Annotated in this window: 15 protein-coding genes; 7 read left to right on the forward strand and 8 right to left on the reverse strand. The window is 33.7% G+C overall.

The window, feature by feature from the left end; genetic code table 11:
• Positions 1-12: 12 nt before the first annotated feature.
• Entirely contained in the window at positions 13-1,431 is a 1,419-nt protein-coding gene (locus B554_RS0117630; RefSeq protein WP_019459095.1) for an aspartate ammonia-lyase, read from the reverse strand.
• 413 nt (positions 1,432-1,844) lie between these two features.
• On the opposite strand from B554_RS0117630, the gene B554_RS0117635 reads away from it, so the two are divergent.
• The 4 genes from B554_RS0117635 to B554_RS0117650 all read left to right on the forward strand — a co-directional run bounded on the left by B554_RS0117635 (position 1,845) and on the right by B554_RS0117650 (position 5,180).
• Positions 1,845-2,030, forward strand: coding sequence for a hypothetical protein (locus B554_RS0117635; protein WP_004701766.1), 186 nt, complete (start codon positions 1,845-1,847; stop codon positions 2,028-2,030).
• Positions 2,031-2,117: 87 nt separating this feature from the next.
• The gene (locus B554_RS0117640; RefSeq protein ID WP_081400454.1) at positions 2,118-2,339 is read left to right on the forward strand and encodes a hypothetical protein; all 222 of its coding nucleotides are present in this window, start codon (positions 2,118-2,120) and stop codon (positions 2,337-2,339) included.
• Between the two features lie 810 nt (positions 2,340-3,149).
• On the forward strand, positions 3,150-4,046 hold the full coding sequence (locus B554_RS0117645; protein ID WP_019459097.1) for a LysR substrate-binding domain-containing protein: 897 nt from the start codon (positions 3,150-3,152) through the stop codon (positions 4,044-4,046).
• Between the two features lie 237 nt (positions 4,047-4,283).
• Complete coding sequence (locus B554_RS0117650; protein WP_004887299.1) at positions 4,284-5,180, forward strand: LysR family transcriptional regulator; 897 nt, start codon at positions 4,284-4,286, stop codon at positions 5,178-5,180.
• A 62-nt stretch (positions 5,181-5,242) separates the two neighbouring features.
• Here the strand turns inward: B554_RS0117650 and B554_RS0117655 are convergent, their stop codons facing one another.
• From B554_RS0117655 to B554_RS0117680, 5 genes are all read right to left on the reverse strand, one after another.
• Positions 5,243-6,415, reverse strand: a complete 1,173-nt coding sequence (locus B554_RS0117655; RefSeq protein WP_019459098.1) for a thiolase family protein — start codon at positions 6,413-6,415, stop codon at positions 5,243-5,245.
• Between the two features lie 65 nt (positions 6,416-6,480).
• On the reverse strand, positions 6,481-7,890 hold the full coding sequence (locus tag B554_RS0117660) for a short-chain fatty acid transporter (protein WP_019459099.1): 1,410 nt from the start codon (positions 7,888-7,890) through the stop codon (positions 6,481-6,483).
• Positions 7,891-8,005: 115 nt separating this feature from the next.
• Complete coding sequence (locus B554_RS0117665; RefSeq protein ID WP_019459100.1) at positions 8,006-8,647, reverse strand: 3-oxoacid CoA-transferase subunit B; 642 nt, start codon at positions 8,645-8,647, stop codon at positions 8,006-8,008.
• 1 nt (position 8,648) lies between these two features.
• Entirely contained in the window at positions 8,649-9,353 is a 705-nt protein-coding gene (locus B554_RS0117670; protein WP_019459101.1) for a CoA transferase subunit A, read from the reverse strand.
• A 244-nt stretch (positions 9,354-9,597) separates the two neighbouring features.
• On the reverse strand, positions 9,598-10,479 hold the full coding sequence (locus B554_RS0117680) for a LysR family transcriptional regulator (protein WP_019459102.1): 882 nt from the start codon (positions 10,477-10,479) through the stop codon (positions 9,598-9,600).
• A gap of 719 nt (positions 10,480-11,198) precedes the next feature.
• Here B554_RS0117680 and B554_RS0117685 point away from each other — a divergent pair.
• Together B554_RS0117685 and B554_RS0117690 are read left to right on the forward strand one after the other, a co-directional pair.
• Positions 11,199-11,648 carry a DUF6097 family protein gene (locus B554_RS0117685; RefSeq protein WP_019459103.1) on the forward strand — a complete coding sequence of 150 codons (450 nt, stop codon included), beginning with the start codon at positions 11,199-11,201 and terminating at the stop codon, positions 11,646-11,648.
• 276 nt (positions 11,649-11,924) lie between these two features.
• A complete protein-coding gene (locus B554_RS0117690; RefSeq protein ID WP_019459104.1) occupies positions 11,925-12,359 on the forward strand; it encodes a glyoxalase/bleomycin resistance/dioxygenase family protein in 435 nt (144 codons plus the stop codon).
• A gap of 40 nt (positions 12,360-12,399) precedes the next feature.
• On the opposite strand, the gene B554_RS0117695 is transcribed toward B554_RS0117690, so the two are convergent.
• Positions 12,400-12,663, reverse strand: a complete 264-nt coding sequence (locus B554_RS0117695) for a hypothetical protein (protein ID WP_019459105.1) — start codon at positions 12,661-12,663, stop codon at positions 12,400-12,402.
• A gap of 229 nt (positions 12,664-12,892) precedes the next feature.
• On the opposite strand from B554_RS0117695, the gene B554_RS0117700 reads away from it, so the two are divergent.
• Complete coding sequence (locus B554_RS0117700; RefSeq protein WP_025465271.1) at positions 12,893-13,336, forward strand: BLUF domain-containing protein; 444 nt, start codon at positions 12,893-12,895, stop codon at positions 13,334-13,336.
• A 135-nt stretch (positions 13,337-13,471) separates the two neighbouring features.
• On the opposite strand, the gene bla is transcribed toward B554_RS0117700, so the two are convergent.
• Entirely contained in the window at positions 13,472-14,326 is an 855-nt protein-coding gene (gene bla / locus B554_RS0117705) for a putative subclass B3 metallo-beta-lactamase (RefSeq protein ID WP_029768010.1), read from the reverse strand.
• Positions 14,327-14,366: the final 40 nt, after the last annotated feature.

The raw sequence follows: 14,366 nt of genomic DNA on the forward strand, positions 1-14,366 counted from the left end.
TATTTTCAGGAATTAAGCCGACATTTTTGGTTTAACCATATTATTAATCGACAAGATATCATCAAGCACTTGAGTTGATAATAAACCTTCTTTTTGAACTAAAGCCAATACGCTTTGTCCAGTTTCGTTTGCAGTTTTAGCAATACGAGTTGTAGTTTCATAACCTAGGTATGGGTTGAGTGCAGTCACAATACCAATTGAGTTTTCAACTAAAGCTTTACAATGTTCAGGGTTCGCCGTAATTGTATCAATACACTTGCTTTGGAACATTGCCATTGCTCTACCAAGTAAGTCCATAGACTCAAATAGTTTGAATGCAATAAGTGGTTCCATTGCATTTAACTGTAGTTGACCTGCTTCAGCAGCTAAAGTTACAGCCAAATCGTTTGCAATAATTTGGAAGCAAGCAAGGTTCATCGCTTCAGGAATAACAGGGTTTACTTTACCCGGCATGATCGAGCTACCCGGTTGACGAGCTTCTAAGTTAATTTCATTAATACCAGTACGTGGGCCACTTGAAAGTAAACGCAAGTCATTAGCAATTTTTGAAAGTTTTGTAGCAGTACGTTTTAATAAACCAGATAAAAGAACAAAGTCACCCATATCTGAAGTTGCTTCAATTAAATCTGGCGCTGACTTAATTTTCTTATCAGAGATTTTTGCAAGTGCCTGAATAGCCAGTTCACGGTAATTATATTCAGTCGTAATTCCCGTACCAATTGCTGTACCACCAAGGTTCATATAAGCTAAAACATTTGGAATAAGCGTATTAATTTGCTCAAGATCTTTCTGCAAGGTAACTGCAAATGCACCAAACTCTTGACCTAAAGTCATAGGTACAGCGTCTTGTAATTGAGTACGGCCCATTTTTAAAATGTGCGCAAACTCTTGAGATTTGTTAAGAAAACTTAAAATTAAATTGTTAAAAGGAAGATTTAACTCATCTAAGCTTAATAACAGACCTAAACGGATTGCAGTAGGGTATACGTCATTTGTTGACTGCGACATATTAATGTCGTTATTTGGATGCAAGTATTGATATTGCCCTTTAGAATGGCCCATATATTCCAAAGCAACATTTGCTAATACTTCATTTGCATTCATATTAGTTGAAGTACCAGCACCGCCTTGCATCATGTCGATTGGGAACTGGTCATGGAAATTACCACGAATAAGCTGATTACAGCTGTATTCAATTGCTTCGAATTTAGTTTGATCTAGGTTTTTAAGATTATAGTTTGCTTCAGCACAAGCTAGTTTAACCATAGCTAATGCTTTAATTAAATTAGGAAAATTTCCAACTTTGCTATTTGTTAAGTTGAAATTTTCTAAAGCACGTAATGTTTGAACTCCGTAATAATGGTCATTGTTGATTTCTCGATGACCAATAAGATCCTTCTCAATACGGGTAGTAATATCAGCGTTCATCATTAAACTTCGATTCATTAAAGATGATTCATCTTAGAATTCGAAATGCTTCACTTCTAATGCATTTATTAAACCAATTATGCATTTTTTGCATATCAAAAAATGAGTTAAGCTAAAATGAATAGTTAAAAATTGAATAGATCAATAGACTTAATTTCTATTAATATTTAATTATTTCAAATAATTATATTCATGGTTGATGTGCAGAATTGTAAAAATGATTACGTTAATTGAGTGTTTTAAATATGGTTAGGCCATAATTTTATTTTTTAAAAATAGTAAATTTAATTGAAATTTCATGTGAATATTAATTTTAAAGAATAAATAATGAGCTTTGTTTAATAAATTTTAATAAAATTGTGATGCATTTCACATAAAAATACATATAATACAGAAAATTTTGATTTATTAAGTTTATGTTAAAAGTAACTGCTGGATTATTAATATTGGGAAGTTTTGCTTGCTATCTTCTTTGGGGCACTGAAGAAAAAGCTGAAACCAAAAGTTCACACATGCTTAAAGAGGCTGAGCAATCAATAAAAAATGCTGAGCTATCCATTCAAAAAGCAAAGCAAAATATTCCAACTGCATCGTATCGATGAGTTATAGCTTGAGATTGTTGTCTATTAAATAATCTCTTGATTCAAAATTATTGAGATGTAAGCGCTGTAAGAGACAAATGCATGAGAATGAAGTTTATTGCATATGACCCTAGTTCTGGTGAAAAATTAAGCTTAAAAGAGCATGTTCATCACATGGATAAATATACAACTTATGTTTTTTTTAGCGATGAAAAAGACAACATGGTATTTAATCCACAAAAAAAACAAATATTTGAAATTAGTCAATATACTGCAAATATGATGGTTGAAATTTCAAGAAAATTATACTACTTGATTGGAGAGTATTAGTTTGCTTTGAATATCTCCTTTGTCCATAAAGTCATTATTGTGAATGATGACTTTATAAGTTCAAAATAAGCAAATCGATACTTTAGTATAATAGTCGGAATTGAATTTTCACCTTATACTCTTTATAAATATTGTATGAAATACAATTAATTATTATCACTACATAGAACTTGAAAATAAGTTGTAGTAATTATTCATTAAATTTATTTTTACTTTATAAGCTATTGTAAGAGTAAATAAAAGATTCTTATTTCTTGGTGAAATAAAAATGGGAAAAGTTGTTTAATCAGATTTTATGATTGCTCTTAAAGTTGAATAGTGTACTAATTTAATAGTATCAAAATTTAGTCAATAACTTAACAATGGGTTATTGAAACAGTTCATAGTCCGCATTCTTCCCCAAGATGCGGACTTTTTTTATCCAAATTTTACTTCATTCCTGAAGCTATATTTTTTATAAAAAATGATTAAATAAAAGCCTATAGTTATTTCTAAAACTTATTTGGTTGAACTGAATTATTTATTTTTCTGATGTTCTTTTATTCATTGATTTCAAAAATTTTTTTTATTAGATCGTACTTATGTTCATCTCTTAACGTGTTAAAACAAAACCTATTATTCTCTTATCTTGTTTTCTATGTCAGAATTATTAAATACTTCATTTTCATAGTTTGGCATTGTCCAATCTTTTCTCGCATTTTTGCAGGTACTCCCTATGTTTTACCATTTTTATTCATCTCTACATTTATTCATACGACTTCCCAAAAATATCAATTAATAAAATTATAAATATAAAAGGGAATAGATAAGATGAATTTAGAAGTTCGCTGGGTAGAGGATCTCCTCACTCTAGAGCGTGAACGCTCAATTTCAAAAGCAGCAGAGAAAAGGTTCATTAGCCAATCTGCCTTTACTCGAAGAATTCAGCAAATTGAAGAAATGATTGGTGCTGAAGTCATTATTAGAAACAATAAGAACAATATCGAATTTACAGACATTGGACGAATTTTGTTGGTAATGTCTAAAAACATTGAAAAGCAAGTCGAGGAGACCGCAAAACTCATTAAAAATATTAAAAATGAAACTGAATCTACTATTCGTTTTTGTGTTGTTCACTCATTAGCTTCAGGTTTTTTAACAACATTTTTAAAGAAATTTCCTACTCTTATTCGTGATTTAAAAATTGAAATTGTCGCAACCAATAGTGGAGAGGGGCTGTCTTTGTTAAAAGAAGGCGCCTGTGATTTCATGATTTGCTATGCAGATAAAAGCAATATTAGAAAAGTTGGAGATGATATTTTAAGTGGTATTAAAATTGCCGAAACAGTTATTGTTCCTGTTTCTGCTACAGAACCTGACCATAGCCCTAAACATACAATACAAAGTAATTTTGCTCTGCTTGCCTATAGCAAACATGCTTACTTAAGAAAACTGGTAGACCAACTGATAGAAGGTAAACTTGTTTATAAAACGTTATATGAAACGGACAATGCAACTAACTTAAAAGAACTGGTTTTACAAGGTTTAGGGGTTGCATGGATTCCGAAAATTAACGTTGAAGAAGACCTTGCAGCTGGAAAATTAGTTATTTTAGATCAGCAAGAATATTGCCTTGCGCAAGATATTTATATCTTTAAAAATAATTTGAGCGATAATAAATCGGTACAACAAATATGGAATGGTTTTAAAGCCCAGCAAGAACAATAACGCATACTCATTCGCAAGATGAAGTACACGATATTTATATATAAATTAATCAAATAAGTAGATTATGCTTAGGTCTTCATGATGAAAGGCATGATAAAGCATTGCCCCTCATCTAAGTTCTTTGCTAATTTAGAGTAAATTTCAATAAGTCAAAAGTAGGGTATAGGAATCTTTCTATCATTTATACCTGTTTTTGAACTTATTTCACTGGATTATTGAGTCCAAGCGGAGACAATTTTGTTTGATCTAGACAGTAGATTATTAAATATTTTTTATCATATTTATCGGTTCAAAAGTGTTTCAATGGCTGCAGATGCTATTGGTTTAACACAGCCGAGTGTAAGTAACGGTCTAAACAAAATTCGCCAACATTTTAATGATCCTTTGTTTATTCGAGTTGGAAATGAAATGATTCCGACCGAACTTGCAAAGCAGATTTTCCCTTTAATTAGTGAAGTTATTGATAAAGTTGAAAGTATTAATAACTTTAATGTGAACTTTGATCCGTTAACGTCAGATCAGCTGTTTACCATTGCGATGACTGATGTATCACATTTGGTTTTATTGCCTCAGTTAACTAACTATTTAAAAGAAAAAGCACCTCTCATTCGTTTAAATATTAGACCAATTACGCCAGAAACCAGTTATCAAATGGCAAATGGTGAAATTGATTTAGCGATAGGTTTCTTGCCACAATTAGAAGAAGGTTTTTATCAGCAGAAGTTTTTCCGTCAACACTATGTTGTGATTAGCTCAAAAAGCCACCCGCGTTTAGACCCGAATAACTTTACTTTAGAAGATTATATGCGCGAATATCATATCGATATTGATGCAGGTATTGGGCATTATCACATTAAAAATGAGCTACAAAATAAAGGGTTGGATCGAAATATTTTAATTCGCTTACCAAGTTACTTAGGTGTAGGTTTAGTTGTTCAGGAAACAGATGCGATTGCCACTGTTCCATATTATTTAAGCCAAGTTTTATTGGTTAGAGAGAACTTACAAATTTTACCTGCACCGCTTGATTTTCCAACTTATGACGTTAAGCAACATTGGCATATGTCTTGCCACCATAAGAGTAGTCATAAATGGTTCCGTCAAACTTGCTATGAGCTATTTAAAACAGCTTAAGAATTTTATTTATAAAAAAGAAGATGCAAGGAAAGTCCTTACATCTTCTTTTAATTTTTTAATTAGATTTCAATTGCAACAGCAGTTGCTTCACCGCCACCAATACATAGGGCTGCAACACCTTTCTTTTTACCTAAGCGTTTTAATGCATAAATGAGAGAAAGAATAATTCTTGAACCTGTAGCGCCAATTGGATGACCTAACGCGCAAGCGCCACCATGTACGTTAACTTTTGCTTCATCTATTCCTAGCTCATGAATTGGTGCCATTGCTACCATTGCAAAAGCTTCATTAATTTCCCAAGCATCTACTTCATCAACTGACCAACCAGCACGCTCAAGCACTTTTTGAATTGCACTAATTGGAGCAATTGTAAATTCGCTTGGATGTTGTGAGTGAGTAGAAGTTGCAACAATTTTTGCTAAAGTATTTAAACCATGAGACTGTGCATATTCTTCAGTAGCAAGTACTAATGCAGCAGCACCATCAGAAATTGAGCTTGAGTTTGCAGCTGTAATTGTACCGTCCTTACTAAAAGCGGGACGTAGAGTTGGAATTTTCTCAAGATTTGCTTTTAATGGTTGCTCATCTTGATCAACAATTTCCACACCTTTACGTGTTTTTACTTCAACAGGAACAATCTCTTCTTTGAAGTAACCTTCGGTAATGGCAGTTTGCGCTTTTTTAAGTGAAGAAATCGCAAAGTTATCCATTTGCTCACGGGTAAAGCCTTTGGTGTTTGCCATATCTTGAGCAAAAGAACCCATTAAACGGCCTGTTTCAGCATCTTCAAGGCCATCTAAAAACATATGGTCCTTAATTTCGCCGTGACCCATACGGTAACCACCGCGAGCTTTCGGTAAAATATAAGGTGCATTGGTCATAGATTCCATACCACCCGCCACAATAATATTGGCACTGCCTGCTTTTAAGGTATCCGATGCCATTAATACAGCTTTCATCGCAGAGCCGCAAAGCTTGTTTATGGTCACAGCTCCGACATGATCAGGTACACCAGCTTTACGCATAGCTTGGCGAGCAGGGCCTTGACCAATACCTGCACTGAGTACGCAACCGAAAATAACTTCATCTACTTGTTCAGGTTTAACACCTGCACGTTGGATCGATTCACGGATGACAGCAGCGCCAAGATCTGGAGCGGTTAGAGAAGATAAACTACCCTGAAAACCACCCATTGCCGTACGGCTACCTGAAACTATAACTATTGAACTCATCTTAATATCTCTTATTGGTGTTTTTGCTAAATTTGCCTTTAGCCTAAACCAAAGGCGCCACTAAATTAAAAAGTTGGAGGGGTGTAACTGAGCGTTCTACCAAAGAACCACAGCAAGAATAAAACTAATGGAAAATGCACAACGAGCTGAGTGACTGTAAACCCAATCACATCTTTTGCTTTTAGTTTTAAAATGCCTAACATTGGAAGCATAAAAAATGGATTGATTAAGTTTGGTAAAGCTTCAGCTGCATTATAAATTTGTACAGACCAGCCCAAATGAACCTTTAAATCATTTGCTGCTTGCATAACATATGGGGCTTCAATAATCCATTTTCCACCACCTGACGGTACAAAGAATCCAAGTACAGCAGAGTAAACTCCCATCACAATCGCAAAGGTTTCTTTTGATGCGATTGAAACAAAAAACTCGGCAACATAATGAGACAGCGATAAATCCTGACTGTTTAAAGCTTGCGTCATAATAAATGCAATACTTCCATACAGAGGGAACTGAATTAAGATTCCTGATACGGCTGGAACTGCCTTTGCAACAGCATTTAAGAAGTTTCGAGGCGTGCCATGCAACGCTAGACCAAGCATTAAAAAAACAAAGTTGTAAGTATTTAAGCTTGAAATCGCAATAATTGGATTACTTTTTGAAAACTCAAAAAACATCCAGATTAAGCCTAATGCGACCACAATAATTGTTAAGATAGGCGAGTTTTCTAACCAATCGCCCGGACGATTAGATTTCTCCTCATGTGGCTTGTCTTCTTCAAACTGCACATCAAAACTATCAATCGTTTTAACATTATTACCTTTTGGCGCTGACCAATACGCAATGGCGATTGAAACAATCACCAAAATAATGGTCATCGCAATTGATTGCCAAAGGAAAATCGTTTCAGTAAATGGAATAACACCAGTTAGGTTGTAAATTGACTCAGGTAAGCTACTTTTATTTGCCTGAAGCTGTGCTGCTGAAGAGCTGATTCCTAGTGCCCAAGTCGCCCCCATACCAATGATTGCTGCCGCAGCTGCTGCACGGTAATCCATATTCAGCTCTTTACGTTTAGCTAATGCAATCACTAAAAGCGCTGTAAGGATTGTACTAACAGCCCAATTGACCAGTGAAATTAATAAGCTGACAGTTGCTACCAAAACAATGGCACCGCGACCAGAGCTTGGAATACGTGCCATTTTTTGGATGAGGTATTTGACGGGCTTAGATACAGAAACGACATAACCTACAATAATGAGCATCGTCATTTGCAGGGTAAATGGAATAAGACTCCAAAAACCGTTACCAAATGAAGTCGCTACATCATGGATTGGGGCGCCAATACTCAAAGCAGCAATAGACACAATAATGACGCCAAGCAAAGCAAAAATATATGAATCAGGAAACCATTTTTCAGACCAGTCACTAATCCGAAGAGCAAATCTTTCAAAAATTCCTTGCTGTTTTTCCATAGCTGAAAAATCCTTCTCGTTCTTATTTATAAACAGCACATCCGGTGCTTAAAAGGGCTAAGACTCAAGCTCACTTTCTAACTTGAGTCTTGTACAGCTAACTAAATCTTAGAATTTACGCGACTAACGTTTTATAAAACTCGACACCTGTAGCGGCTTGAATTTGTTCAAGCGTGACATCTTTAGCAAGTTCAATCAGCTCTACGCCTTGTGGGGTAATATCCATTACACCCAAGTCAGTAATGACTCGATGAACTACGCCTTTACCTGTTAAAGGTAAACTACAGTTTTTTACGATTTTTGGTGTACCATCTTTTGCACAATGTTCCATAAGCACTACAACTTTTTGGACACCAACAACCAAGTCCATTGCGCCGCCCATACCTTTGACTTTCTTACCTGGAATCATCCAGTTGGCTAAGTCACCATTTTCAGAAACCTCCATTGCACCTAAAATTGCAATGTTGACATGACCACCACGGATCATGGCAAAAGATTCAGAGCTTGAGAAAAATGCAGCACCAGCGCGAGCAGTAACCGTTTGTTTACCAGCGTTAATTAAATCAGCATCAACAGTTTCTTCTGTTGGGAACTCACCAATACCTAATAGACCATTTTCAGACTGAAGCCAAACATTAATATTTTCTGGAATATAGTTAGCAACTAGAGTAGGTAAGCCAATACCTAAATTGACATAAAAACCGTCTTTAAGTTCTTTTGCAGCACGTTGTGCCATTTCGTTACGTGACCAAGCCATTTTATACTGCCTCCGTGCTTAAAGTTTTATGCTCAATACGTTTTTCAGGTGATGCATTCAGTACAATACGGTTTACATAGATACCCGGCAAATGGATTTCATCCGGATCCAATTCACCAATTTCAACCACTTGTTCCACTTCTGCGATTGTAATTTTTCCAGCCATCGCACATTCAGGGTTAAAATTTTGAGCAGTTTTACGGAACACTAAATTACCTGCTTTATCTGCCTTATATGCTTTTACAAGAGCAACATCAGCTGTTAAAGATTCTTCTAGAATGTAGTTTTTGCCATGAAAAGTACGTTCTTCTTTACCTTCAGCAATGAGGGTACCCACGCCAGTTTGAGTATAAAATGCAGGAATCCCAGCACCGCCAGCACGTAACTTTTCAGCTAAAGTACCTTGTGGTGTAAGTTCTACATCAAGTTCGCCATTTAAATATTGGCGCTCAAACTCTTTGTTTTCACCTACATAAGAAGAAATCATTTTTTTGATTTGTTTGGTTTTAAGCAAAATACCTAAACCAAAATCATCTACACCTGCATTATTTGAAATACAAGTTAGACCAGTTACACCACTTTGCTTAACTGCAACAATTAGTTTTTCAGGAATTCCGCATAAACCAAAACCGCCTACAGCAAGTGTTTGATTATCTGCAATAACATCTTTCAGTGCTGCCTCTGCATTGGCATAAACTTTATTCATTCTGTTGTTTTCCTATATCCCTTAGTAATTTAGTTTTAGCATCACATTTTGCGTTATAGAAGTTAATTTTTTTAAAGGATTAATAAGTATAATCAATGAATGGTATCAAATTTATAACAAAATATCAGTTTTACACTGAGCAAAAATTGTTAAAAAATAATCGCAAGCTACTGAAAATTATAATAATTAATAAGTTTATCTTAAACGTGTGCTTAATTTATCTTAAAAGACAGTCTTTAATTTTTTAAAATTTATATTGAACCAAAGCCTCGATAAATTGAGTAGAAATATTTGAAATCTCGAAGTTCTTCTTATAAACAATTCCCACAGTCTTATGGATAGATTCATCCTTTAACTCAATCAACACGTTATGTTCTTTATCAATGTGTTTTGCGAAGTGTCTTGGAATTGCACTTACTCCTATACCGTAAGCCACAAAACTTGAAAGTGATGAAATTTGATGACATTCCACTTTTAAATCGAGCGTTATATTATTTCGCAAACAATTTTGCTCAACTAAATAACGAACAATTGAAGGTTTTTGTAAGGTCACGAATGGATTTGAACAAAGCTCATGCCATGTAATAGAAGATGATTGAGCAAGGGGATGAGTCTTTGGCAATAGAGCTAAGAAATCTTCTTCAAATAGGGGCTTAAATTCTAAGCCTTCTGTGAGATCTGGTTCAAAACAAATACCAAGCTCAAAAATACCATCCTGTACTTTTTCTATAATGGTCTCATTTGGAATATCGTGAATTGAAAAATTAAGATTGGGGTGAACAGCTAAAAACTGGTGAATGACTTCAGGTAAAATTGCATGAGTCACAAAAGGCATAGATGCAATACTTAAAGTTCCCCGATTAAGTTTAAAGCGTTGTTTAACATCATTTTCCATCTCATCCCAATTGGCGAGTAACTTTTTCGCATAGGGAATAAGAGATTTACCTTCCTGTGTAAGCTCAACACGGCGTGTATTACGGTTAAAGAGTTTACCGCCTAATTCTTCTTCTAAACTTTTGATGGTGAGGCTTAAAGCAGATTGGCTTAGATGTAGCTCTAAAGAAGCATTGGCATAGTTGAGGGTACGTGCAAGAGCTAAAAAAGCTTTTAGTTGTTTAAGCGTCATTTCTTACCTTTAGATTACTCAACTTACCTTGAAGGGTAATTTATACGAAAATTTGCCTAATATGATGTTTTTTGACAAAAATTAAGAAAAAGAATGATCAAATTCTTACTTAATATAGAACAAGCAATAGCTATTAAAAATACTAGCTACTTTAGTAAGTTGTCTTATAAAACCCATCTCTATTATTAGAAAAATATAAATATGCCAATTACATGAAAGAATTCAAGATAAATACACGGGCTTGCGAACGAGTAGTACCTGTATGTTGACGGAAAAAACGATAAATGCACTATCACTGATAAACTCCAGTTGTTGCGCCACCTCACTTATTTGTATACCTTAAGATAGTATTTCTATTGCTCTTAATAATCTCCATTCCTGTATCACGAATAAATATTCGGCTAATAACTCCAGTCCGTTATCTACAGAATATTTTTAGAGAAAGCTTGTATAAATAAAATTTTCTCTATCGGTAATATTAGAGTTAATCTTAAAACAAGTAGCAAAAAGACTCTCTTTTAGTACTTTAATTTAATCCATGTTCTTCATAAAAATTGATCTTATTAAAACTATTGGAAACAGGAAAGTGTTTAGAAAAGTTAAAGTATCTTGTGGATTTTTTATTCAAATTAATTTATTACTTTTATGTTAAAAAGCAATTTCTCATATAGAATTTCTACTAAAATCCCTGTTTTTTACTGATTGCATTATGGTTGTTTATGGGAAATTTAAGAATTTTAGGTGAATCTCTGGAAAATGCGGAAATATTAAAAGACGTTCAATATCATATTAAAGATAGGAGATTACCTATCTCTTTAAAAGATGATTTAAACAAACAAGTTATTGAGATTGAAAAATATTTTGGTGAGGATAACTTTGAGAAACTCGAAGTTAAGAAAAACAAAATTAACATCTGGACAGGAGTTCTTGCAGTTCCTATCTTAATTTATTGTATTACCTTGTTCTTAAGTCGATATGTACATAATTTTGGAATTAATATTGATGTAGACATGATGAATCATATGTTATTTGAAAATATATTGAAGTACATATGGGCGATTATTCTTTATGCAGCAGTATTTTTTGGATTAATTTTTTACTTTTATTTAATGAATAATCAAAGTAAAAAATTAATTGAAAAGAATGTTGAGAAGCTTCTGGGTAAATAAATTTTAGAACATTTAAGCCTCGCATTGGCGAGGTTTTTTTGTCAGCATATTTAAACATTCTCTGGGCATTTTTTTCTAAAATTTCTTCTAAAAGAAATAGTAATAATTATTTTTAAAAACTCAGAAAATAAATTATGCATGATTGACGTGATGATAGTGATAAGAGGATCCTTAAAATATTTAGGCATAAATTAGCAAGAAAATAATTAATGTTTAAAAAATGAATTATTTCAAGTATAAAAGAATCTATTACTTTATAAAAATGAGTTATTAAAAATGTCTCCTATCAAAGTACTTTTTGTTGCTGGATTTGGACCAATTACAAGAGTTAATGAAGAGAGTAAAACACTCTATCAAGACACATTAAACCTTCCAATAAAAGCGATGGAAGGCAATGAATCTTATATGAGTACAGAAGATGGGGAGCTTGGCGGTGTAAAACACTTTGCACTGTGGCCATTACATCAAGCAGCAGAGTCCTGCTTTGGTCGAAAAGAATGGCCTGAAGAGTTTACTGTTCCTCAAAGTTGGATTGAGTTTGAAGTTGAGGATATTAATCAAGCTTCAGCTCATATGATTTCTAAAGGATATCAACTACTGGTAAATAATCGTTTAGAACCATGGGGGCAGTCAGTTACTCGCTTTTTAAGTCCTGAAGGAGTACTCACTGGGTTAACAGTTACGCCATGGTTACGTACCGCAAATGAATAAATTAGTAATTTTATCTAAAACATAATAGAAAAATGTTTACTCAGGAATACCGTAGTTTGGTTTTCTTTGTCAGAATCTTGATAATCTTAAAGACCTGATTATTCATTCTTATTTTTTGATGAACGGTCGCATTGTCAAGTTGATCCCATAGTTCAAATGGGAAAAACTCTGAACTATGATCAAATACCCATAACCATTGGTAACTATGAGTCAGTGTATTACTATCAAAACGAACATCTTGAACTTTGACAATCTTAAATTGTTTATGATGTTCGTCTTGAAGAGTGATTTCATGGTTCTCCATTAGACATCCACAAATTAAAGACAGTTTTAATTTTACTAAAATTAAAAGTATCTGTTTAGTTGATTAAGTTGGCATTCATTTACAAAAGATTTCTGCTTGTTAAAGTTTGTCATTTTCAAAATGATAATAATCTTTACTTTTGAAATACAAGGTTTTAAGTAGGCTGCATTGTAAGGATAGTATGTAAGTGTCAGAATGCACCATTGACATTTATCTTCGAGTTATCGCTATGAGTTTAATAGGCTTTATGTATGCAAGTAAAACCAATAGTGAACATAGTCAAATAAAACAAGATTTAATTGATATTCTTACAGAAGCTGTCAAATTTAATTCTAAAAATGACATTACTGGTGTGCTTTACTATGGTAATGGGTACTTCTTACAATACTTAGAAGGTGAGAAAGAACAAGTTGAGGCGCTGTTCTATAAATCAATTTTGAAAGATTCGAGGCATCAAAACTGCGAAATCATCTTTTTGGAACCATCTGAACAACGGTTATTTAAACATTGGAGTATGAAATTTGCTCCTATCAATACAAAAATTAAAGATTTCTTTTTTCATCATCATGTTGATGAATTTAATCCGTATTTACTTAATACTAATTCAATCCCATCTTTTATTGAGTTACTTGTAGATCAACCCAATTTGAAAGCGGATCAATATCAAGTTTAATCAATATTATAATTTTGATTAGATATAACTCGAAAAAGAAAATAGTAAAGGGCGATTATATTACAGCTTCTAAAAAAGCCCTGCATCATCAGGGCTTTTAAATTTTTATCACATATAAATATGACAACTTAATGTTTATGGATGACTACTAACTAGTGATTTTTCAAACGCCATTTCCGCATCTTTTACAATACTAGAAAGTTTTTCTGGTTGAATAAATGCATTGGTTTGTCCAGCGTCTTTACGCGCCTTATTGCCCAAGATATCTGCAACTTCTGGATGGCTAGTAAGCACAATATCTGCCTTCATGTTTTTCAAACGCTCAAAACTCTTACGATAATCTGCAACAATATTTGGATACTGATGATTATTTTGTAAAACATTGCCAGCAACAGAGAGACTGCAAGGGAAAACAACATTTAGGTTCTTACCGTTAGATTTAACTTCAGTTGACCAAGTTGTACAACCTGGGGTATGTCCAGGAGTAAGCGTGGCTTTAAGTTTAAATTTACCTAGTTTAACTACTTCTCCATCGTGAATGACTTTATCAACTTTAACTGGAGTAAAAGGAATAGTTTGGAAGGTGTTTTCACCTATAGGTTTTCCTATTTCTAAAGCCTTAACATCCTGCTGCATTGCAATTAATTTAGCACCAGTATCTTGTTTAATGCGTGCAAGTGCACCTACATGGTCCCAATGAGCATGGCTCGTAACCATAATTTTTACATCTGATAACTTAAAACCTAATTGTTTAATGTTCTGTTCTATTTGCTCTGTATTTTCTGGAAGGCCCGTATCTATCAATAAAGCTTGATGACCAGAAGCTAACAAATAAGCTGCAAGACCGTGAGTACCCACATAGTATATATTTTCAGTAATTTGAAATGGCTGAGTATTTTGAGTCCAGTCATCGGGTAACTTTAATGGTGCAGCTGAGGTAGATAAAGAAGTCAACAATATACTTCCTATAAACAACATCTTTTTCTTCATCTTTATTGGACTCGTAGATTGATCGCAGTAATTAAAGTTT

This window comes from Acinetobacter sp. GG2 (assembly GCF_000292385.1).
In the GTDB taxonomy this organism is placed as follows: domain Bacteria; phylum Pseudomonadota; class Gammaproteobacteria; order Pseudomonadales; family Moraxellaceae; genus Acinetobacter; species Acinetobacter seifertii.